This window comes from Pseudomonas sp. 1 (assembly GCF_056626735.1).
Genome location: NZ_JBWXMQ010000005.1, coordinates 252,134 through 273,788 on the forward strand (window position 1 = coordinate 252,134; position 21,655 = coordinate 273,788).

Annotated in this window: 16 protein-coding genes and 1 tRNA gene; 2 read left to right on the forward strand and 15 right to left on the reverse strand. The window is 60.6% G+C overall.

Annotated elements, in window-relative coordinates; genetic code table 11:
* Positions 1-114: 114 nt before the first annotated feature.
* The gene (locus tag AC1MDC_RS10135; RefSeq protein WP_085697732.1) at positions 115-1,044 is read right to left on the reverse strand and encodes a LysR family transcriptional regulator; all 930 of its coding nucleotides are present in this window, start codon (positions 1,042-1,044) and stop codon (positions 115-117) included.
* 169 nt (positions 1,045-1,213) lie between these two features.
* Between AC1MDC_RS10135 and AC1MDC_RS10140 the strand changes: the two genes are divergently transcribed.
* Together AC1MDC_RS10140 and AC1MDC_RS10145 are read left to right on the forward strand one after the other, a co-directional pair.
* On the forward strand, positions 1,214-2,497 hold the full coding sequence (locus AC1MDC_RS10140; RefSeq protein WP_480392940.1) for an aspartate aminotransferase family protein: 1,284 nt from the start codon (positions 1,214-1,216) through the stop codon (positions 2,495-2,497).
* A gap of 206 nt (positions 2,498-2,703) precedes the next feature.
* On the forward strand, positions 2,704-2,862 hold the full coding sequence (locus AC1MDC_RS10145) for a YqaE/Pmp3 family membrane protein (RefSeq protein WP_003228885.1): 159 nt from the start codon (positions 2,704-2,706) through the stop codon (positions 2,860-2,862).
* Between the two features lie 3 nt (positions 2,863-2,865).
* Here the strand turns inward: AC1MDC_RS10145 and AC1MDC_RS10150 are convergent, their stop codons facing one another.
* The 14 genes from AC1MDC_RS10150 to dnaG all read right to left on the reverse strand — a co-directional run bounded on the left by AC1MDC_RS10150 (position 2,866) and on the right by dnaG (position 21,572).
* The gene (locus AC1MDC_RS10150) at positions 2,866-4,674 is read right to left on the reverse strand and encodes a S9 family peptidase (RefSeq protein WP_480392941.1); all 1,809 of its coding nucleotides are present in this window, start codon (positions 4,672-4,674) and stop codon (positions 2,866-2,868) included.
* Positions 4,640-5,779 (reverse strand): pyrroloquinoline quinone biosynthesis protein PqqE, encoded by a 1,140-nt coding sequence (gene pqqE, locus AC1MDC_RS10155; RefSeq protein WP_480392942.1) that lies wholly within the window; start codon positions 5,777-5,779, stop codon positions 4,640-4,642. Before pqqE ends, AC1MDC_RS10150 begins: the two co-directional genes overlap by 35 nt.
* Positions 5,772-6,047, reverse strand: coding sequence for a pyrroloquinoline quinone biosynthesis peptide chaperone PqqD (gene pqqD, locus AC1MDC_RS10160; RefSeq protein WP_064380313.1), 276 nt, complete (start codon positions 6,045-6,047; stop codon positions 5,772-5,774). Before pqqD ends, pqqE begins: the two co-directional genes overlap by 8 nt.
* On the reverse strand, positions 6,044-6,796 hold the full coding sequence (gene pqqC, locus AC1MDC_RS10165) for a pyrroloquinoline-quinone synthase PqqC (protein ID WP_085702840.1): 753 nt from the start codon (positions 6,794-6,796) through the stop codon (positions 6,044-6,046). The genes pqqD and pqqC overlap by 4 nt, the downstream gene beginning before the upstream one ends.
* Before the next feature lie 79 nt (positions 6,797-6,875).
* Complete coding sequence (gene pqqB, locus AC1MDC_RS10170; RefSeq protein ID WP_480392943.1) at positions 6,876-7,787, reverse strand: pyrroloquinoline quinone biosynthesis protein PqqB; 912 nt, start codon at positions 7,785-7,787, stop codon at positions 6,876-6,878.
* A gap of 84 nt (positions 7,788-7,871) precedes the next feature.
* Positions 7,872-7,946 (reverse strand): pyrroloquinoline quinone precursor peptide PqqA, encoded by a 75-nt coding sequence (pqqA, locus tag AC1MDC_RS10175; protein WP_003444522.1) that lies wholly within the window; start codon positions 7,944-7,946, stop codon positions 7,872-7,874.
* Positions 7,947-8,105: 159 nt separating this feature from the next.
* Complete coding sequence (gene pqqF, locus AC1MDC_RS10180; RefSeq protein WP_480392944.1) at positions 8,106-10,532, reverse strand: pyrroloquinoline quinone biosynthesis protein PqqF; 2,427 nt, start codon at positions 10,530-10,532, stop codon at positions 8,106-8,108.
* Positions 10,533-10,570: 38 nt separating this feature from the next.
* The gene (locus AC1MDC_RS10185; RefSeq protein WP_480392945.1) at positions 10,571-11,365 is read right to left on the reverse strand and encodes a carbon-nitrogen hydrolase family protein; all 795 of its coding nucleotides are present in this window, start codon (positions 11,363-11,365) and stop codon (positions 10,571-10,573) included.
* Positions 11,366-11,377: 12 nt separating this feature from the next.
* A complete protein-coding gene (locus AC1MDC_RS10190; RefSeq protein WP_085702836.1) occupies positions 11,378-13,060 on the reverse strand; it encodes a flavin monoamine oxidase family protein in 1,683 nt (560 codons plus the stop codon).
* Positions 13,061-13,206: 146 nt separating this feature from the next.
* Positions 13,207-13,668: an Lrp/AsnC family transcriptional regulator gene (locus AC1MDC_RS10195; protein WP_007959884.1), complete on the reverse strand. Its 462-nt coding sequence runs from the start codon at positions 13,666-13,668 to the stop codon at positions 13,207-13,209.
* Positions 13,669-13,724: 56 nt separating this feature from the next.
* Positions 13,725-13,801: transfer RNA gene (locus AC1MDC_RS10200), tRNA-Ile, on the reverse strand.
* 15 nt (positions 13,802-13,816) lie between these two features.
* Entirely contained in the window at positions 13,817-17,563 is a 3,747-nt protein-coding gene (locus AC1MDC_RS10205; RefSeq protein WP_085697724.1) for a bifunctional diguanylate cyclase/phosphodiesterase, read from the reverse strand.
* A 126-nt stretch (positions 17,564-17,689) separates the two neighbouring features.
* Entirely contained in the window at positions 17,690-19,537 is a 1,848-nt protein-coding gene (gene rpoD, locus AC1MDC_RS10210; protein ID WP_480392946.1) for an RNA polymerase sigma factor RpoD, read from the reverse strand.
* A 67-nt stretch (positions 19,538-19,604) separates the two neighbouring features.
* Positions 19,605-21,572, reverse strand: coding sequence for a DNA primase (gene dnaG, locus AC1MDC_RS10215; RefSeq protein ID WP_085702834.1), 1,968 nt, complete (start codon positions 21,570-21,572; stop codon positions 19,605-19,607).
* Between the last annotated feature and the right edge of the window lie 83 nt (positions 21,573-21,655).

Here is a 21,655-nt window from a genome sequence, read left to right on the forward strand (position 1 = left end):
GTAACAACACGGACACGTAGGATTCTGCCAGGGTGGCGGAGTGAAATGGATGTCAGGGAAACAGTCTGCAAAGCCCCGCTTCGGCGGGGTTTTCTTATGCCCGCAAAAAAGTTTTCAGTTCAGCGCATCCAGTGGCGGCGTACCTTTCAGCGGTTTGTCCTCACGCTGCATCACCTCTTCCAGCAACGTTCGCAGCAAGGCCAATGGTGCCTGTTGGCGTTGCACATCGCGACACACCAGCCCGACCTTCAACGGCACACGCGGCTCACTCAACGGTTTCCACAGCAGATCCTGATCGTCGTACTCCTTTTGCGAACGACCGGGCAGCACCGTCGCCAGACGTGTGTGCGGCAGGCTGTCGAGAATCCCCACCATATTGTTCAGTTCCGCCTGCACTTGCGGGCGTCGTCCGAGATTGGCCAATTGCGCCTGCCAGATCTGGCGGATCTGAAACTCTTCACCCAATAGCAACATCGGTAATTCGGCCGCCTGACTCATCGAGACTTTCTTGAATTCCCGCAGCGGATGATCCGCCGGGATGACCAGTGTCAGTTCATCTTCGTACAACATTACGCCGTGCAGCCCCGGCTGCCGTGGCGGCAGATAGCTGATGCCGATATCCAGCAGGCCATTGAGCAGACGCCGTTCGATCTCCAGCCCCGTCAATTCATAAATCTGCACCACCAGATGCGGCTGGGCCTTGCGCACGCGCTCGAGCATTTGCGGCACCAGGCTGGTGTGCACGGTCTGCAGAACGCCGATCGCCAGTGTCCGCAATGCCTGACCCTTGAAGTTGCCCAGCGCCTCACGCGCCCGCTGCATGCCGTCGAGCAGCGGCAGGGCGTGGTTGTACAAGGTGTGGGCGGCGAGCGTTGGCAACAGGCGTTTGCTGCTGCGTTCGAACAAGGTGACGTCGAGGTTTTGTTCCAGGTGGCGAATCTGCTGGGACAACGCGGGTTGAGAGATCGACAGGCGCTCGGCGGCGCGTCCGACATGCCCTTCCTCGTAGACCGCGACGAAATAACGCAGTTGTTTGAAATCCATAAGTAACACTTATTGAAAATGCTGGGAAATCGAAATGGCTCGACGCCGTAAACGGGCCTAGTCTAACCGCATTCACAAGGCTTGCAGGGCCGGAAAGCGCAATGACCAGCGTTTGTTTTGAAAGTGTTTACATAGGCAGTTCAAAAAACCTCGATCGAGGTTTTTTTCAATGAATCTGTTCAGTTTGCGGCGCCAGACGCCGAGCCTCGATGACCTGTCTTTTGAAACCCGGGAATCGGACGCCGCTGATGGCTTGAATGCCGAGCGCCTGATGCCCAGTGTCGAGCGCCCGCAGCAGGTATTCGTTCGTGGTCAGGGCTCCTGGCTGTGGGACAGCAATGATCGCGCCTACCTGGACTTTTCCCAGGCCGGTGGTGCCAACAGCCTCGGCCACAGCCCTTCGGCGCTGGTCAAGGCGATCGCCAACCAGGCTCAAGCGTTAATCAATCCCGGTTTCAATCTGCATAACCGCGGCATGCTCAGCCTGGCCGAACGCCTGTGTGCCAGCACTGCCAGCGATCAAGCGTATCTGCTCAACAGTGGCAGTGAAGCTTGTGAAGCGGCAATCAAACTGGCGCGCAAATGGGGCCAACTGCATCGCGGCGGCGCCTCGCGGATCATTGTCGCCAGACAAGGCTGTCACGGACGTAGTCTGGCGACGATTTCGGCGTCGGACAGTTGCAACCTGCACAACCGCTTCGCACCGTTGCTGCCGGGTTTCGATCTGGTGCCGTTCAACGATCTGCCGGCGCTGCATGCCGCGGTCGATGCGCAGACCGTGGCAATCATGCTCGAACCGATCCAGAGCGATGCCGGTGTGATTCCTGCCACCGAGCATTACCTCAAGGGTGTCGAGCGTCTGTGTCGTGAACTGGGGATTTTGCTGATCCTGGACGAGGTTCAGACCGGCATCGGCCGCTGCGGCACCTTGCTTGCCGAACAATCCTACGGCGTGCGCGCCGATATCGTCGTGCTCGGCAAAGGCCTTGGCGGTGGTGTTCCCTTGGCGGCGTTGCTGGCGCGAGGCAAGGCCTGCTGTTTCGATTCCGGCGAGTTGGGCGGCACTCATCACGGCAACGCGTTAATGACCGCCGCAGGGCTGGTGGTGCTCGACAGCGTGCAGGACCGCGCATTCCTCGAACAAATCCGGGACAACGGCCAGCACCTGCGCGAAGGGCTCGCCCGTCTGGCCCATCGTTATGAACATGGCGAGTTGCGTGGACAAGGGTTGTTCTGGGGACTGACCCTGTCGGAAGACTCCGCCGAAGCCGTGGTAAAAGCCGCGCTTCACGAGGGCTTACTGCTCAACGCCCCACAAGCCGACTGCCTGCGTTTCACTCCGGCGCTCACCGTCAGTAAGGCCAATATCGACGAAATGCTCCTGCGCCTGGCCCGCGCCTTCTCCCGGGTACGCACGGCGCAACTGCAATGCCGAAAAGGGATTGCCGTCTGAGCTGAAGTTTCCCACCCGAATTCAAGAACCGTCTCGCGGTATAACGCACGCCCCACGCCTGATTCTTTTGGCGTGGGGCGTTTTTTTGTAGCCGGGTAATGGCATTCAAATGGCGAGATCGCGGGTTGCACTGAACCCTGACAAACGGCACAGGTCGATTAGCTTGTATGGCTCAGTCGAGCCAACCCCCAATCAGGAGCTGCCCCATGGACTTTATCCGCATCATCATCGCCATTCTGTTGCCGCCACTGGGTGTGTTTCTGCAAGTCGGGTTCGGCGGCGCGTTCTGGCTGAACATTCTGCTGACGCTGTGCGGTTATATCCCGGGGATCGTGCACGCGGTGTACATCATCGCCAAGCGCTGAGTCTCAGTCCGTCAAACCCATTACTCGCCGATAGAACCGCCATTCCTGCTCCAGCGCATGGGCCTGATTGGCGGCCCGGCGGAAGCCGTGGCGCTCATCGGCGTAGTAATGCGCTTGGACCTCAATGCCGTTTTGCTCCAGGGCCGCGACCATGTCGCGGGTCTGTTGCGGTACGACGACGGCATCCAGTTCGCCCTGAAAGAAAATCATCGGTACGCGAATGTTGCCTGCGTGCAGCAATGGCGTGCGGGCGGCATAGCGCTCGACGTCCTGCTCCGGATCGCCGATCAGCCAGTCCAGGTAATCGCCTTCGAACTTGTGTGTCGCGCGACCGAGAGCAACCGGGTCACTGACGCCATAAAGGCTGGCACCGGCGCGGAATACCTGATGAAACGCCAGGGCACATAGCGTCGTGTAACCACCGGCGCTGCCGCCACGGATGAATGCACGGTCGCTATCGATCATGCCGCGATCATTCAGGTAGGCCACCACCGCACAGGCATCCTCGACATCCACCGCGCCCCAACTCAGATGCAGCGCCTGTCGATACTCCCGGCCATAGCCGCTGCTGCCTCGGTAATTGAGGTCCGCGACGGCGAAGCCGCGTTGCGTCCAGTACTGGATGCGCGGGTCGAGCATCGGGTAGCACGCCGACGTCGGGCCGCCGTGGATGAACACCACCAGCGGCGGTTTCACATCACCATTCGTGGCCGGGTAAAAGAAACCGTGCGCTTCACCCGAACCGCTGGGGTAGCGCAGGGTTTGCGGGCGGCTGATGTGCTCGGCGGGCAGCGGTGCGACACCGCCGGCCAGAATGTTCACTTCGCGCGAATCGCGGTCAATGGCGATCACCGCTGAAGGGCTGATCGGTGAGGCGGCAATGCAGTAAATGAATTGATCATCGACAGCCAGATGACGGAAACGGCTGTAGTTGCCGGTGAAGTCTTCACCGTTGAGTGCCAGACGCCCGAAACCGCCTTCGCTCCAACTCGCCATAAAGCTGTCGTCGGTGGGCAGCCAGGTGCAGCCGCCGAGTTGCCATGGGGCTGGTGCGTGATCGGCTTCGGCGCTGGCTAACGGCTGCAAGCCGTCTGCCGACTCGACCCACGGTTGCCAATAACCACCACGATCGGTCAGACAGCCCAGTCGGCGGTTGGCATCGAAACGCGGTTGCTGGATCGACTCTTCAAGTGCTTCACCGGCCACACAACGCGGCGCGGAAAATTCGTTGTCCGAGCGTTCGGCGAGCATCAGTCGGGTGGAGGTCCACGGCTGATGCGGGCGGCTCCACTCGATCCATGCAAGGCGTTGGCCGTCCGGGCTGATAATGGGCGACGCGTAAAAATCCGCGCCTTCAACCAGCCTGTGGCGTTCGCCACTCGCCAGATCAATAGCCACCAGCCGATGCCGATCACCGTTCTCTTCAACGGCCAGCACCTGCCCGTTGGCAAAATGCAGATCGCCATACCGGCATTCCCCGCACGTCAATGCCACGGGTTCGCCGTCCGGCGCCTGTCGGTACAACTGCTGGTCCGCCTCGTTGACGAAAACCACTCCCTCAGGCGTCAGACAAAACGCCCCACCGCCATATTCGTACACCCGACTGCGCACGCTGAAACCCGCGGGTGTCAGACATTTCGCCGAGCCATCGCGCCAGTGCCAGATCCGGCACGCGGCGTCTGCCGGCCGGTATTCGTTCCAGAACAAACCATGGGCGCCGAGCTGCAGTTCGGCGAAATCCACACCGGCAGCAACGGCGGCAGTGGCGCTGAAAGGCTCAGCCTTTGGCGATGAGGCGCGAGTTTCGTTCATTGCGAAAGGCCAGTTGTTCGATGGTCTGGGTGGCGTGCTCGGCCTCTTCGCGGGCCTTGAGAATCACACCGTGATGTTCGGACTTGCTGCACACCGGATCGGCATTGCTGGCATCGCCGGTGAGCATGAAGGCCTGGCAGCGGCAGCCGCCGAAATCCTGTTCCTTTTCATCGCAGGAGCGGCACGGCTCGGGCATCCAATCGTAGCCGCGGAAACGGTTGAAGCCGAACGAGTCGTACCAGATGTGCTGCATGCTGTGGTCGCGCACATTGGGAAATTGCACCGGCAGCTGTCGGGCGCCATGACAGGGCAGGGCGGTGCCGTCCGGTGTGACCGTCAGAAACAGACTGCCCCAGCCGTTCATGCAGGCTTTCGGGCGCTCTTCGTAATAGTCCGGGGTGACGAAAATCAGTTTGCACGGATGCCCTTCGGCCTCCAGCTTGGCGCGGTATTCGTTGGTGATGCGTTCGGCGCGGACCAATTGTTCCCTGGTCGGCAACAGGCCGACACGATTGAGCTGCGCCCAGCCGTAGAACTGGCACGTGGCGAGTTCGACGAAGTCCGCTTCCAGCGCGATGCATAGCTCGATGATGCGGTCGATCTTGTCGATGTTGTGCCGATGAGTGACGAAGTTCAGCACCATCGGATAGCCGTGGGCTTTCACGGCGCGGGCCATTTCCAGTTTTTGCGCGAAGGCTTTTTTCGAGCCGGCGAGCAGGTTGTTCACTTGCTCGTCGCTGGCCTGGAAACTGATCTGGATGTGATCGAGCCCGGCCTTCTTGAAGTCGCTGATCTTCTGCTCGGTCAGGCCGATGCCGGAGGTGATCAGGTTGGTGTAGAAACCCAACTGGCGCGCTTCGTGGATCAGCTCGGCAAGGTCCTGGCGTACCAGCGGTTCGCCACCTGAGAAGCCCAGTTGCGCCGCGCCCATCTCCCGCGCTTCGCGAAATACCTTGATCCATTGCTCGGTGCTCAGCTCTTTGCCCTGCTCGGCGAAATCCAGCGGATTGGAGCAATACGGGCATTGCAGCGGGCAGCGGTAAGTCAGCTCGGCGAGCAGCCACAGCGGCAGGCCGACCTCAGGCTTGGGCGGCAGATCAGTCAAGGGTGATCCAGTGCTGCGCACGGGCAACCTCCATGAATTGCTCGATGTCGTCACCGAGCTCGGGCACGCCGGGGAACTGTCTGTCGAGTTCGGCAATGATCGCCGCGACATCCCGTTCACCGTCGATCAGACCGCCGATCAGCGCGGCACTTTCGTTGAGCTTGATCATGCCTTCCGGGTACAGCAGCACGTGGCCTTTCTGGGCCGGTTCGTACTGGAAACGGTAGCCGGGACGCCAGGTCGGGGTCTTGCTGCGGTCGAAACTCATAAGGCGATTCCTTTATGCCAGACCCGTTGATCGGTGACGCTGTGATACGGCGGGCGGTTCAGTTCGTAGGCCATGCTCATGGCATCGAGCATGCTCCAAAGGATGTCCAGTTTGAACTGGAGAATTTCCAGCATGCGTTCCTGGCCTTCGCGAGTCTTGTAGTGCTCCAGCGTGATCGCCAGACCATGCTCGACATCGCGTCGGGCCTGACCGAGACGGGTGCGGAAATATTCGTAGCCGGCCGGGTCGATCCACGGGTAATGCTGCGGCCAGCTGTCGAGCCGCGACTGGTGAATCTGCGGCGCGAACAGTTCGGTCAACGAGCTGCTGGCGGCTTCCTGCCAACTGGCGCGGCGGGCGAAGTTGACGTAGGCATCGACGGCGAACCGCACGCCGGGCAGCACCAGTTCCTGGGAGCGCAATTGAGCCGGATCGAGACCGACGGCCTGGCCCAGTCGCAGCCAGGCCTCGATGCCGCCGTCTTCACCGGGAGCGCCGTCGTGGTCGAGCAGCCGCTGGATCCACTCGCGGCGGATCTCGCGATCCGGGCAGTTGGCGAGGATCGCTGCGTCTTTCAGGGGAATGTTCACCTGATAGTAGAAGCGGTTGGCGACCCAGCCCTGGATCTGCTCGCGGGTGGCCCGGCCTTCATACATCGCCACGTGATACGGGTGATGTATGTGGTAGTAGGCGCCCTTGGCGCGCAGGGCCGCTTCGAATTCGGCGGGGGACATTGGAGTGTCAGTCATGTCTGTTCTCCGGGAACAACCATTGGATTCTTTGGTGTCTGTCAGGACGCCTTCGACTGGCCAGTGATGAGGCCCTCAGCTAGAGCACAATACTCATGCCGTCATACGCCACTTCAACATTGCGCCGAACCAGCTCCGCGCGCTCCGGGGAGTCCTCGTCGAGAATCGGGTTGGTGTTGTTGATGTGGATAAGCACCTTGCGCTGCTCGGGAAGCTGTTCCAGCACTTCGAGCATGCCGCCGGGGCCGTTCTGCGCCAGGTGGCCCATTTCGCGGCCGGTGCGGGTGCCGACACCACGGCGCTGCATTTCATCGTCGTCCCACATCGTCCCGTCCACCAGTACGCAATCGCTGCCGGCCATGATTTCCAGCAGCGGCGCGTCGACCTTGCCCAGGCCTGGCGCATAGAACAGTTTGCCGCCGGTGTTGAGGTCTTCGACGATCAGGCCGATGTTGTCGCCCGGGTGCGGGTCGAAGCGGTGCGGCGAGTAGGGCGGCGCGGCGCTGCGCAGCGGCAGCGGGGTGAAGCGCAGGTTCGGGCAGGCGGCTACGGTGAAGCTTTGGTCGAGTTCGATGCGGTTCCAGTCGAGCCCGCCGTTCCAGTGCTTGAGCATGGTGAACAGCGGGAAACCGGTGCTCAGGTCTTCGTGAACCATGTCCGTGCACCAGACCTGATGCGGGCAGCCTTCGCGCAGGCTGAGCAGGCCGGTGGTGTGGTCGATCTGGCTGTCCATCAAGATGATCGCGCTGATGCCGGTGTCACGCAGGGACCGGCCCGGTTGCATCGGGGCGAAGCTCTGGAGCTGCGCGCGGATGTCCGGCGAGGCATTGCACAGCACCCAATTCACGCCGTCATCGGAAATCGCGATGGACGATTGGGTACGGGCCTGGGCATTCAGGCTGCCGTCGCGAAAACCGGCGCAATTGACGCAGTTGCAGTTCCACTGCGGAAAACCGCCACCGGCGGCCGAACCCAGAATCTGGACGAACATGAACGCTCCATCATTTCAACGCTGAAAATAAAACGCCCCGGCGAGCCGAGGCGTTGCACTGCAGTGTTCTGCTTGAGGCAGGACTCAGCGGCTGGCGAAGTACATGGTGACTTCGAAGCCGATGCGCAGGTCGGTGTAAGCAGGTTTGGTCCAGGCCATCGGGTGACTCCTTTTTCAGGTGGGTGAGATAGCGCTATCCATAGGTATAGTCCACGGCAGCGCAGGGATGTTCCAAATAGTTAGGTGGCTATGTTACTCAAAATTTCAGAAGGTTGGCCCGTGAATCTTTGAGAAAGCTCCTTGCAGCCCCGGTAATGATCATTTTGCCGATTGCCATGGCGCGCCTGGCGCAGGGCCGTTGGCCAGGCCGTGCCAGCCGCCTTCGGCGCGGATCAGACGTTGTGCGGCGTTCAGCAATGCCGGGCGATCCAGTCGAGCGATGGCGCTGCGCAATTGCACCCGATAATCCGACGAGTGGCCGGCGAGTCGAGCCTGCCACAGGATCTCGGCCGCATCTTTGCCGGACAGGACGCTGTCATCGAATTGATCGGAAAGTGTCTGGCGTTGCCGGGCGAGGCCGGCGTCGTCGAGTTGTTCGACAAGGGCTGGCAGTCCTTCGAGAAACTGCTGAATGTGCTCGAGCAATTGCGCGGCGGTGGCCGAGGGCGATTGCACACCGAACAGTAATCCGGTCTGGCCGTGTAGCTGACGCAGGCCGCTGAACACCGCATAACCCAATTGCAGTTCGACTCTCAGGCGTTGGTAAAACGGTGTCTGGCACAGGTGGGCGAGCAGGCGCCACGCGGCTTCGTCGTCGATTTCACGGCTGGCGGTCGGACAGAACAGCAGCAAGGCGTGTTCGCTGGACGCGCTGTCGATCTGACTCCACCGGTATCCGTTATGGATTGCCGACGGTGAGGGGATTTGATTGTCCGGGATGCCCGGGATGCGGCTCAGGGCCAGGCCCATGGCTGACTGGGTCTGTGGGTTTAGCCCCAAAGCCAGACCGTCCCAGCGAGAAGTTGCCCACAGGTGCGCGGCGTCATCGGATTCGCCTACCGCTGGCAGGTACAGTTCGGGCAGTACTTTGAGCAGCTGGCGGATCGGTATCAGCGCCGTTTTCGGTTCGCCTTTTGCGCAATCGACGCCCACTTGTGTCAGAGATTTCAGCGCGTGTTCCAGCACAACAGGCAGCGTGTCCTGCAGGCCGTTGAGTCTCAACAGCCACTGATTACCTGTGGCGCTGAAGGACAACTCGACTCCGGCCAGACGTGCGTCGTCGGAAACCTCCCGCAGACTGCGTTGCAGTTTCGCCTGCAGCTCGGCCGTGGCCGCCGCCTCTGTCTGCCAGCGCACATACACCGCCCCTTCGTCGCTGTTGTCCGGCAGCGCCTGGCTGAATTGCATCGGCGAACGTTCGCGGCGGTTGCGCGAGCGATCCTGAGCAAACGTGCGCAGGCCTCGGTGGGCGCTGGTCTGGCCGCGAATAAGGCCGGCGTTGGCCAGCGGCTCGGCTGCGCGCAGAAACGGGTTGGCAGCGGGCAGGTGCCAGTGACTGCTGAAGTTATCCACAGTGCCGATTTTGCCGAGAATCACTTTGAGCGCCGCAACGGCTGTTTCAGAAAGCCCTCTTTCGAGTTGTTCGCTGTCTAGTCGCGCAAGCTGCAATGCACCGCTGACCTGCTGCTGGCGTTGATGCTGTGCCGAATATTCCTCGCGAAGTGCCAGCCAGTCTTGCTGCGCTGCGAAGAAGCTCAGCCCGTCGAGAAACTGTGCCTGGATGGCGTCGAGTGATCCAAATGCCGCCGTGAATTGAAGATGCAGCAACGCCTGCTCAGCAAACTGATACAGCACACAGGCCTGTAAATCTTCCGCAAGGCCCAGCTGCTGCAAATGCGCGAGCAACCCGCCGGGTTTGGCGCTGTTCAACCAGAGACAGAGAAACGCCAGCGCTTCGGCCGACGACTCCGGCAAGTCCTCCAACGCAAACAGCAGGTTGCCGTGCCGCTCGCCGGCCTGTTGATAACTTGCCTGTGGATTGTCCATCAAGCGAACGGGCGCTGCCTGGGCAGTTTTATCCCCAGGCGTCAGCATGGCGGCAAACTGGTCGGCCAGCGCTCGCAGTTCTTCAACACTCTGCGGCCCGACCAGGCTCAGGGTCATCTGCCCGGTGCGGTAAAACTGCTGATGAAAGTCTTTCAACGCCTGCTGAAAATCCGCTTGTTCTACCGGCAGGCTTTCGCGGTTTCCGGCATGAAAGCCGCGCAAAGGATGTGCTGCCGACAATCCCTCGAACAGCGCCTCTTTCTCCTGAGCCGCCGCATCCTGCGACCACGCAATAAACTCCGCCTGCAATACTTCCCGTTCCCGCAACTGATCGTCCGGATTCATACGCGGATGGGCGAGCATGTCTGACAGGCGCTCCAGCCCACCGCTGAAGGACGCTGGCGGCAACTCAAAGAAGAAATCGGTGGTGCGCTCGCGGGTGCTGGCATTCACCTGGCCGCCGTGACCTTGTACATAGGCCATCAGCCCTTGCTGTGCAGTAAAGCGCTCGGTGCCGAGGAACAGCAAATGCTCAAGGAAATGCGCCAGCCCCGGCCACGCCAATGGCACGTCATGACTGCCGGCAGCCACCCGCAACGCCGCGGCGCTGCGCATCAGGCCGGGCACGTGGCGCAGGGTCACGCGCAAGCCGTTGGCCAGGGTTTCGGTGTGGGGACGGGGATGGGTCGGCGCAGGCATGGGCACTTCCAGAACAGTGAAGTGCCAATGCTAGCGGATTAGCGCTTGCTGAGCGCGTCGTAAAGTTCGGGGCGGCGGTCGTTGAAGTAGCGGTTGGCGCTACGGGAGTCGGCCATCAACTGGCGATCCAGCTCGCCGACGATCAGTGCTTCGTCCAGTCCGGCCTGGGCGATGCGGCTGCCATCCGGCGCGGCAATGCTGCTTTGTCCGCAGTAATGGATGTCGCCTTCGTGGCCGCAGTAGTTGGCGTAAGCCACGTAGCACTGGTTTTCGAAGGCGCGGGAGCGGACGGAAACATCGGCAATGAAGTCGAAAGGAATCATGTTGGCTGTCGGTACCAGAATCAGCTCGGCGCCTTCGAGGGCCAGGCGCCGGGCGTTTTCCGGGAATTCCAGGTCGTAGCAGATCAGAAAACCGAGCTTCCAGCCGTTGAGCTCGACGATGGGAAAGTCGCCATCGCCGGGGCTGAACATCGAACGGTCCAGATCACCGAACAGATGCGTCTTGCGGTAATTGCACAGGCGCTCGCCGTTCGAGTCGATCAGTTGCACGGCGTTATAGATCTGTCCTTCGGCGGTTCGCTCCGGGTAACCGTAAAGAATCGCCAGGCCGGCAGCCTTGGCGATTCGTCCAATCTGCTGCGCCCATTCACCGTTGTGGACCTCGGCCAATGTCGCAACCGCCTCCTTGCCGATGTTGTAGCCGGTCAGGAACATTTCCGGCACCACCAGCAGATCGGCGCCTTTGGCCTCCATCGCCAGTTGATGCAGGCGCTGGAGGTTGGCAGCAGGTTCCAGTGGCAGCGGTGGACATTGGTAAAGGGCTACACGCATCAGGGATTCCTCTTACTCGGGCAGGGCGATCGGGCCGATGTCGTTGAACACATCTCCCGGGCCGGGGTTCTCTTTATGTGTGGACCCGCCGAAGTGCTTCATGATTCCCCATACCGCGTTGAGCGAAGTCTGCACCGCGCCCTCGACCCACGCTGGCGTCCACGACACGTCGTCGCCGGCGATGAAAATCCCGCGCTGCTCCGGCGGCATGTCGTCCTGCATGAAGTGTGCGTACATGCGCTGGTTATAGCGATAGTGGCCGGGCAGGGCGCCCTTGAACGCGCCGAGGAAGTGCGGGTCGGCTTCCCACGATACGGTGATCGGATCGCCGATGATTCGCGCGGCGATGTCGACTTTCGGGTAGATCTTCTTCAACGCATCCAGCGCCAGCTTCACGCGTTTTTCCACCGGGTGCGGGAGCATCTTCAGCGCATCGCTCATCCACGAGTACGACAGGCAGATCACGCCCGGTTTATCGTCGCCGTTGTCGAACAGGTAAGTACCACGGGTCAGGCGATCGGTGAGGGTCATGCTCATCAGATCGCGACCGGTTTCCGGGTCCTTGTCCTTCCAGAACGGGCGGTCGACCATCACGAACGTTTTCGATGATTGCATGTAGCGCGTGCGGTCCAGTGCCATCCACATCTTTTGCGAGAACAGGGTTTCGTCGCATTCGATCTGGGTGGTCAGCAGCCAGCTCTGGCAGGTGGTCAGTACGGCCGCATATTCGCGGGTGTCGCCGTTGTTGTCGGTGACTGCGAAACGCCCGTCGGGTGCGTGAGCAATTTTCTTTACCCCGGAGCGAGGTGCGCCGTGGTGCAGCGATTTCAGGCTGGTGCCCTGTGGCCAGTGGACGCAGCGCTCCGGCGCATGACGCCAGATGCCCTGTGGCACTTGTTCCACACCGCCGACCACCAGATGTTGGTGATCGTCGCAGTTGGTCATCACCACGCGGAAAATTTCCAGCATCGAGTTGGGGAAGTCCGAATCCCAGCCGCCGGTGCCGAAACCGACCTGGCCGAACACTTCGCGGTGATGGAACGACAATTTGGCGAAAGCTTTGGAGGTGGCGACGAAGTCGTAGAACGTGCGGTCGTCCCATAGCGGCACCAGGGTGTTCCACAATTCTTTCAGGCGTGGCACGTCACGGTCACGAATCGCTTGCTGGATATCCGAAAACTGCGAGCCGGCCTCCAGAGCGTCAGCCCAGGCATCAGCCACTTCCTGGAACAGTGCAGGAAGATCCTTCAGGCTCTGTGCGTAGTGGGTTTTGCCTTCCAGGTCGATCACGGTACTGCCGGACGCCGCCGTCAGCGGGTTGGGGAAGGGCTTGGTTTCCAGACCGAGTTTGTCGACGTAGTGATAGAACGCGGTGGATGACACCGGAAAACGCATGCCGCCAAGTTCGGCGACGATGCCGTCAGTGCCATTGAACGCTTGCGAACGCAGACGGCCGCCGAGCTTCGAGGCCTCATACACGACGGGTTTCAAGCCGAGTTTCATCAGCTCATAAGCCGCCACCAGACCGGCGATACCGGCCCCGACGATTGCCACTTCGGCACCGTGATTGTGCTCGGGAATGCTGCCGAGGCCGGCCGGGTGTTCAATCCAGTCGTCGAAGGCGAAAGGGAAGTCCGGGCCAAAAATGGTGACTGGTTTCTTACCGTCTGCAGGATGGCGATTGTTCTTGTTCATGGCTGACCTTGCTGGCGACCCGACGCTGGATGCGCGTCTGAGTATAGGAAAAGATGCCAGCCATTCTAGGGAGCGTAGAACACGTTAATAAGACGCAATGTGTCGTCGTTTTGAGCATTGATGCTGCAATATGACGAAGGCAGTGATCAGACTGGATGTCCGCGATCAATCTTGCTGCTGAGGATGATCGACGTCGTGGTCTTCTCTACCCCGTCTACACTGCCGATCTGATCCAGAAGCTGATCGAGCTGTTCCGGTGAATCAGTACGCAGCCACGCCACGTAATCGAATTCGCCACTCACTGCGCACAATTGCTGTACCTGAGCCATTGCGCTCAAGCGGCGCAGTACCTCTTTGCCGGAGCGTGGCTGCACCTTGATCCCGACGTAGGCCTGCAAACCGCCATCCACCACGCGTTGGCCCAGGCGCACGCCATAACCTGTGATGACCTTGGCCTTTTCCAGCCTCGCCAGTCGCGAAGTCACGGTGGTACGGGCGATCCCCAATTGCCGGGCCAGCATCGCCACGCTCTCACGGGCATTGATTTGCAGGGCGGCGATCAGCTGGCGGTCGATTTCATCGAGCACGGGTGGGCGGATGTCGGGCAAGAGACTTCTCCACGCAGGTACGAAAAAGCCGCACATAAGCGCGGCTTTTTCATGTTTGGTGGGCCCACACGGACTTGAACCGTGGACCAAAGGATTATGAGTCCTCTGCTCTAACCAACTGAGCTATAGGCCCTCAGTAGGCCGCGGATTATAGCGACGGTTTCTCGGCTGTGCTATCCGAAAAATCTGATACGGCTATACGAAGAAACGTCGCGGCGAACTCTTCAGGTGGCAGCGGCAGGCTGACGATGTAGCCCTGGATCTGTTCGCAGCCTTCAGCGGTGAGGAATTGTTGCTGGGCCTGGGTTTCCACGCCTTCGGCGATCACGGTGAATTGCATGCTGCGGCCCAGGGCGATGATTGCGCGCACGATTGCCGCGTCGTGCGGGTCGTCAGGCAGGCCGCGGACGAAAGACTGGTCGATCTTGAGGATGTCCAGTGGCAGGCGTTTGAGATAACTCAGTGAAGAATAACCGGTGCCGAAGTCGTCGATGGCCAGTTGCACGCCCAGGTGTTTGAGCTGGTGCAGCACCGCCAGCGCTTCTTCGGCCTGGCTCATGATGAAGTTTTCGGTAATTTCCAGTTGCAGTAATTCCGGCCGCAGGCGGTTGTCCTTGAGCAGTTGCTCGATGCGTCCCAGCAGGTTTGGCTGTCGCAGTTGCGCGCCGGCGAGGTTCACCGACAGCGGGCCGAGAGATTCGTAGATCTGGCCCCACTCGAACATCTGCCGGCAGGCGGTTTCCAGCACCCAGTCGCCGATTTGCAGGATCATCCCGTTCTCTTCCGCCAGCGGGATGAAGTGCTCTGGCGGCACTTCGCCGAAGTTCGGGTGGCGCCAGCGGATCAGGGCTTCGGCGCCGACCAGACTGTGATCGTCGAGGCTGATTTTCGGTTGGTAATAGAGGTACAACTCCTCGCGCTCGATGGCTCGGCGAAGTTCGTGCTCCAGCGCCACACGCTCGCTGGCTTGGGCGGTGAGATCGCGGGTGTAGCTTTCGACCCGGTTGCGGCCCTTGGCCTTGGAGCGATACATCGCCGCGTCCGCGTTCTTGATCAGGGTCGCAACATCGCAGCCGTCGCGCGGATAGAGGCTGGTGCCGATGCTGGCGCTGATGAAGAACTCATGCTCGCCGGCCTGGAAGGGTGCGCCAAAGCAGTTCAGCAGTTTGGTGGCGATGTTGTCGGCATCGCCGGGCTGTTGCAGGCCGGGCAACAGAATGATGAATTCATCGCCCCCCAGGCGCGCGACGGTGTCGATATCGCGCAGCTGCTCCTTCAGGCGCACGGCGATCCCCTTGAGCAGCAGATCGCCGACCGGGTGACCGAGACTGTCGTTGATGTGCTTGAAGCGGTCGAGGTCGAGAAACAGCACCGCACCTTGACCGCCGTTTTCCTGCTGGCTGTTGAGAGCCATCAACAGGCGACTTTCGAACAGCGTGCGGTTCGGCAGGCCGGTCAGCGGGTCGTGATGCGCCTGATAGTCGAGTTTGGCCTGGGCGTGCTTGAGGCTGGAGATATCGGCGAACACAGCAACGAAGTGGGTGATGAATTTGTCGCGGTTACGCACGGCGCTGATGGTCAGCCAGCTCGGGTACAGCTCGCCGTTTTTGCGCCGGTTGGAGATTTCGCCCTGCCAATGACCTTCGGCAGTCAATTGATGCCACATCGCCGCGTAGAACGCGCTGTCGTGCAGGCCAGATGCAAGCAGGCGCGGAGTGTGACCGAGCGCTTCGCTTTCGCTGTAGCCGGTGATTTCGGTGAAGGCCCGGTTCACCGCGCTGATGTGTTGCTGGGTGTCGGTGATCAGCACGCCCTCGGCAGTGCTTTCGAACACGGTCGCGGCCTGTTGCAGTTTTTCCTGCATCAGGTGGCGTTCGGTAATGTCCCGGGCGATGGTCAGCATGCAATCTTCGTCGCCGATCGGCAGCGGACGGCTGGATACCTCGCAGAGGCGGATCTGCCCGTCGCTGCGGCGGATATGGCAGCTGAAGTCGCGAACGAACCCGTCGCGGTGTAGCAGGTCGAGCATTTGCTTGCGTTCGTTAAGGTTGACCCAGATTCCCAGGTCCAGCGTCGAGCGGTCCACCGACATGGCGCTGTTGAAACCGGTGATACGACTGAAACCTTCGTTGACTTCCAGCAGCAGACCATCGCTCTGGCGCGACAGCAGCAGACCGTCTGGCGAGGCGTGGAAGGCCTTGGCGAACTTCTCTTCGGAAGTTTGCAGTTGCTGTTGGGTTTCCTTGAGCTGGGTAATGTCGCGGACCACCACAACCAGCGCGGGAGTGGTGTCGAGCTCGAAGGGTTCGGCGGAAATCAGCCCGGTGAACACCTGGCCATTGTTGCGGCGAAAGGGCATCTCCAGATTGCGAATGCTGCCGGCCTGCAGCCGCTGAAGCAGGCCCGGGCCGACTCCGGGAATGCCCCAGATGTTGAGTTCGGTAGCGGTCTGGCCAATCACCTCTTCGGCCTTCAGCCCGATCTGTTCTTCGAAGGCTTCGTTGACCTCCAGCAGGCAGCCGTCGGATAGCCGGGCGATGACCAGAATGTCCGGGCATTGCTGGAATACCGAAGCGAATTTCTGTTCCGACAGGCGCAACGCCTCTTCGGTGCGCTTGGTTTCGCTGATGTCGATCATCAGGCCGCGCATCACCGGTTCGTGGCCATGTTCGATCAGGCTGACAATGTCACGCACCCACAAACAACGGCCGTCAGCGGTGATCACCCGGTAATCGAGACTGTGATCGCGCCCGGCCAGCACTTCGTGATCACAGAAGCTCTGGGCGCGAGTCAGATCGGCGGGGTGAATGATGTTGCGCCAGAAGCCTGGAATCAGCCAATGGGACAGCGGATAGCCGAGCAGATCCTCGGCGTGGGGTGAAACATAGCTGTAGGTGAAGTCACTGATCCGCGCTTCCCAGGCGATGGCCGAAAGACTCTCAACCAGTCCGCGATAGTGGTATTCGCTGCTGCGCAGTTCCTGTTCGAGATCGATACGTCGGGCGATCTCCGAGCTCAGGCGACGGTTGATGCGGATCACCATCGCCAGGACGATGACCAGAAGCAATAGCCCCGGTAAACCGTAAACCAGCAGATCCGACCAGAATGTCCGGTGATCGAGGACGTTGCCGACCCAATGTTCCTGAATGCTGCTGATTTCCTCCGGGGACATGTCGGCCAGCACCTTGTCCAGAATCCCCACCAGCACCTTGTTGTCACGCGGGACGCCCATCGCCAGTTGATAGCGGTAAGGGGTTTCGCCGCTGACATACAAACCATCCAGTTTGAGCTGACGCAGGCTCCAGACGCTGGAGGCCAGATCGCCGACCACCGCGTCCACTTCATCGGTGGCCAAGGCCTGCAACGCGGAGCTGACGTTGGGCATCGCCACCAGATTCAGGTCGGGATGATGTGTGCGCAGCAGCTCATGGGGCGCGTAGTTCTCGACCACGGCGATTTTCAGACCGTAAAGCTCCTCGAGCTTGCGCGGTTGCGGGCCGCCGACATGGGCGAGGATGACGATCGGAAAGTCGAGATAGGGGCGAGTGAAAGACAGGTAGCTCTGGCGCTCCGGGGTGGACATGATGCCCGGCAGCAGGTCGATCGTGCCGTTTTTTGCCTGTTCGAGCACGACTGTCCAGCTCACCGGCTCGATGGGGGTGAGTTTGACCGCCAGGCGTTGGCGAATCACATCGATATAGTCCGCCGCCAGGCCCTGATAGCGGTTCTGGTCGTCGCGAAACTCGAAGGGCGGCCACGACGCATCGACACCCAGTCGCAAGTCCGGGTGAGCCGCCAGCCAGCTACGTTCTTCATCGGTCAGAGTCAGCGCGTCAGCCGTTGCGGTCCAGATCATCAGTGACAGCAAAAAAAGCACGGACGCCAGTCTGGGCATAACGGTCTCGTTATGGCTCGGGGGAATGTTTCGAGTGTAGACGGGCTGTGCGCGGGGGGAGGGCGGAGCTGGGTATTTAATCTGCCATATAAACAAAACCCCCGGCCTGGGCCGGGGGTTATGGTGTCACTCGTCGAGGAAGGAGCGCAGATGCTCGCTTCGCGTCGGGTGGCGCAGCTTGCGCAGCGCCTTGGCTTCGATCTGACGGATCCGCTCACGGGTCACGTCAAACTGTTTGCCGACTTCTTCGAGCGTATGGTCGGTGTTCATGTCGATACCGAAACGCATGCGCAGTACCTTGGCTTCACGGGCAGTAAGGCCGGACAGCACTTCGCGGGTCGCTTCTTTCAGGCTCTCAACAGTGGCGACATCGATTGGCGACTGCATGGTCGAGTCTTCGATGAAGTCACCCAGATGGGAGTCTTCGTCATCACCGATCGGGGTTTCCATGGAGATCGGCTCTTTGGCGATCTTCAATACCTTGCGGATCTTGTCCTCAGGCATTTCCATGCGTTCACCCAGCTCTTCCGGGGTCGGTTCGCGACCCATTTCCTGCAGCATCTGACGGGAAATGCGGTTGAGCTTGTTGATCGTCTCGATCATGTGCACCGGAATACGGATGGTGCGGGCCTGGTCGGCGATCGAGCGAGTGATCGCCTGACGGATCCACCAGGTGGCATAAGTCGAGAACTTGTAACCACGACGGTATTCGAACTTGTCCACCGCTTTCATCAGACCGATGTTGCCTTCCTGGATCAGATCGAGGAATTGCAGGCCACGGTTGGTGTACTTCTTGGCAATCGAGATCACCAGACGCAAGTTCGCTTCAACCATCTCTTTCTTCGCGCGGCGGGCTTTCGCCTCACCGATCGACATGCGGCGGTTGATGTCCTTGATCTCGGCGATGGTCAGGCCGGTCTCGGTTTCCAGCGCGGTCAGCTTCTGCTGGCAACGGATGATGTCCGGTTGCACGCGAGCGATGGCTTCGGCGTACTTGCTCTTGCCTTTGGCCAGGGCGTCGGACCAGCTTTCGTCGACTTCGTTGCCCGGGAACTGGCGCAGGAAGTCGGCACGCGGCATACGTGCATCACGTACGCACAGCTGCATGATCGCGCGCTCTTGCTGACGCAGACGATCCAGGGCACTGCGAACACGCTCGACCAGGGCTTCGAATTGCTTCGGCACCAGTTTGATCGGCATGAACAGATCGGCCAGGGCCAACAGTTCAGCAATCGCCGCCTTGTTGTGACGACCGTGCTTTTTCAGGGCCTTGCGGGTGATTTCCATCTGGTCGGCCACGGCGCCGAAACGCTGGGCAGCAATGACCGGATCCGGACCGCTTTCGGCTTCTTCTTCGTCATCGGAAGCTTCGGAATCGTCATCGTCGTCGGACTCTTCCGCTTTCGCCGCTTTCGCGTCGATCGGCGGCGGTACTTCGGCGGCAGGCGGCGTAATGCCGTCGTCCGGGTCGATGTAGCCGCTCAGAACGTCGGACAGGCGACCACCTTCGGTGGTAACGCGAGTGTACTCGGAGAGAATATGGTCAACCGTGCCAGGGAAGTGCGCGATGGCGCTCATCACTTCGCGGATGCCTTCTTCGATACGCTTGGCGATTTCGATTTCGCCTTCACGAGTCAGAAGCTCGACCGTACCCATTTCACGCATGTACATGCGCACCGGGTCTGTGGTGCGACCGATATCGGTCTCCACCGCCGCCAACGCAGCGGCTGCTTCTTCCGCAGCGGCCTCGTCGGTATCGGCGTCGGCCAGCATAAGGGCGTCCGCATCCGGAGCACTCTCGTGTACGGGGATCCCCATGTCGTTAATCATGCGGATGATGTCTTCCACCTGCTCCGGATCTGAAATATCCTCGGGCAGGTGGTCGTTGACCTCGGCGTAAGTCAGATACTTCTGCTCACGACCCAGTTTGATCAACTCAATAATACGAGACTGCTGTTGCGCTTTTCCGGACATAACACCCTATCCACTGAAGGTCTTGGCGGGCAAAAAACAAGCCGAGGATTATACCTGAGCTATGACCTCACGCGCCAGTTGAGGTCGGGTTTGATGCGGAAACATTGCGACTTAAAAGGTCGCGCAGTTGATTTTTCTCATCAGTGCTCAGTTCGCTTTGACGCGCTTTCCTGAGCAGTTGTTCCAGATTCCGCTCGCGTTGGCGGGCTGACAAGCTAGTAATGGTGTCGAAAAACTGTTGTTCAAGGTTGTCTCCGTCAATCAACCATTCCTTTTCCGCCAGCGCCTTGAGCAGGCGGCCCTGTTCGGTTCCGTGCCATCGCGCGATCAACTGAAATGAGTTTAGCTTGGGATTCTTCTGTACGGCTTCGAGCAGTGCCACCAACAGTTGTGCGTTGGTCTGGTTCTCGTCCGCGAAGTGCCCGGCATTCTCGACTTTTTCCGCCAGTTGCGGGTGATGCAGCAAGGTTCTCAGGGCGGCCAGTGTCGGTGGTTCGACGGCGGCCGGCACGCGTGGGGCACGTGGTTGATCACGATCACCGCCACGCTTGCCATTTTTGTCCCATGGCTTCTTGTCCCATTTCTTGCCGCCGGCGCCGGGTTTCTTCGGCGTCCATTCCTGCTGCGGCACATACATGTCCTGTGCCTGCGGCTGATGGTAGTCGCTGTAGTCCGGCATGGCGTCGTAATCGATGCCGGGGTCGTAGGCCGGCGGCGCTTCCTGCGGAGCGCTCTGGGCCAACTGGCTGACGCTTTCGCTGCTCAGGCCGGTGATCTCGGTCAGGCGCTGGCGCATCAGGATGCGCAGGTTGGCGCCGGGGATCTTGTCGATCAACGGTGCTGCGAGCGTGGCCATGTGGGCCTTGCCCTCCAGCGAGCGCGGGTCGGCTTCTTCGGTCAGTTGTTGGAAAAAGTAGTCCGCCAGCGGCTGAGCATGCTGATTGATCCGGGCGCGGAAGGCATCAGTGCCCTCGGCACGAATCAACGTATCCGGGTCTTCGCCTTCAGGCAGAAACAGAAAGCGTGCACGACGCCCGTCCTGCAGGCTGGACAGTGTTGCTTCCAGCGCACGCCAGGCGGCGTTGCGGCCGGCCTGGTCGCCGTCAAAGCAAAACAGCACGTTCGGCACGACGCGAAACAGGCGTTTGAGGTGTTCTTCGCTGGTCGCGGTGCCCAGTGTCGCCACAGCATTGCGCAGGCCTTGCTGGGCGAGGGCGATGACGTCCATATAGCCCTCGACGACGATGATTTCGTCAAGGTTGCGATTGTTTTTTCGGGCTTCGTAAAGGCCGTAGAGTTCCTGGCCTTTATGGAAAACCGGAGTTTCCGGCGAGTTCAGGTATTTGGGTTTGTCGTCGCCGAGCACCCGGCCGCCGAAAGCGATGATCCGCCCGCGGGTGTCGCGTATCGGGAACATCACGCGATCGCGGAAGCGGTCATAGCGTTTGCCGGTTTCGGCATTCTCGATCAGCAGGCCGGCTTCGATCATGGCCTTCTGCTGCAAGGTGTCGCTGCTCAAGTGTTTGAGCAGGTTGTCCCAGCCCGGCGGTGCAAATCCGAGGCCGAAGTCTCGGGCGATCTCGCCGGTCAGGCCGCGTCCCTTGAGGTAATCCACCGCCGCCTTGCGTGCCGGATGGCTCTTTAGAGCCTGCCGGTAAAAGTCGGCCGCGGCGGTGAGTAGCGGGTACAGCGGAGAGTCGGTCGGTTGGCGCGGTTTGTTCGAGCGGCCGCCTTCTTCACGCGGGACTTCCATGCCGGCGGCTTTGGCCAGATCCTCGACGGCCTGGGGGAAGTCCAGGTTGTCGTGATCCATGAGAAAGCCGAGGGCGTTGCCGCCGGCGCCGCAGCCAAAGCAGTAATAGAACTGCTTGTCGGGGCTGACGCTGAACGACGGGGTTTTCTCTTTATGGAACGGGCAGCAGGCGGTGTAGTTCTTGCCGGCCTTCTTCAATTGCACGCGCGAGCTGACCACATCGACGATGTCGGTGCGGTTCAGAAGGTCGTCAATGAAGCTCTGGGGAATCAGCCCGGCCATGGCGTTCTCGTCTGCGCTGTAAAGGGTCCGATGCGAAAGGGCGCCGGACGCGGGTCATTGAGTGATGCGCGCACATGGGGCGG

Excerpts from the sequence above, each read along its gene's own strand:
- dnaG (WP_085702834.1), bottom strand. The coding sequence starts at position 21,572 with ATGGCCGGGCTGATTCCCCAGAGCTTCATTGACGACCTTCTGAACCGC.
- AC1MDC_RS10140 (WP_480392940.1), top strand. The coding sequence starts at position 1,214 with ATGAATCTGTTCAGTTTGCGGCGCCAGACGCCGAGCCTCGATGACCTG.
- AC1MDC_RS10205 (WP_085697724.1), bottom strand. The coding sequence starts at position 17,563 with ATGCCCAGACTGGCGTCCGTGCTTTTTTTGCTGTCACTGATGATCTGG.
- AC1MDC_RS10185 (WP_480392945.1), bottom strand. The coding sequence starts at position 11,365 with ATGCGTGTAGCCCTTTACCAATGTCCACCGCTGCCACTGGAACCTGCT.
- pqqF (WP_480392944.1), bottom strand. The coding sequence starts at position 10,532 with ATGCCTGCGCCGACCCATCCCCGTCCCCACACCGAAACCCTGGCCAAC.
- AC1MDC_RS10135 (WP_085697732.1), bottom strand. The coding sequence starts at position 1,044 with ATGGATTTCAAACAACTGCGTTATTTCGTCGCGGTCTACGAGGAAGGG.
- AC1MDC_RS10145 (WP_003228885.1), top strand. The coding sequence starts at position 2,704 with ATGGACTTTATCCGCATCATCATCGCCATTCTGTTGCCGCCACTGGGT.
- pqqC (WP_085702840.1), bottom strand. The coding sequence starts at position 6,796 with ATGACTGACACTCCAATGTCCCCCGCCGAATTCGAAGCGGCCCTGCGC.
- AC1MDC_RS10150 (WP_480392941.1), bottom strand. The coding sequence starts at position 4,674 with ATGAACGAAACTCGCGCCTCATCGCCAAAGGCTGAGCCTTTCAGCGCC.
- pqqD (WP_064380313.1), bottom strand. The coding sequence starts at position 6,047 with ATGAGTTTCGACCGCAGCAAGACCCCGACCTGGCGTCCCGGCTACCGT.
- rpoD (WP_480392946.1), bottom strand. The coding sequence starts at position 19,537 with ATGTCCGGAAAAGCGCAACAGCAGTCTCGTATTATTGAGTTGATCAAA.
- pqqB (WP_480392943.1), bottom strand. The coding sequence starts at position 7,787 with ATGTTCGTCCAGATTCTGGGTTCGGCCGCCGGTGGCGGTTTTCCGCAG.
- AC1MDC_RS10190 (WP_085702836.1), bottom strand. The coding sequence starts at position 13,060 with ATGAACAAGAACAATCGCCATCCTGCAGACGGTAAGAAACCAGTCACC.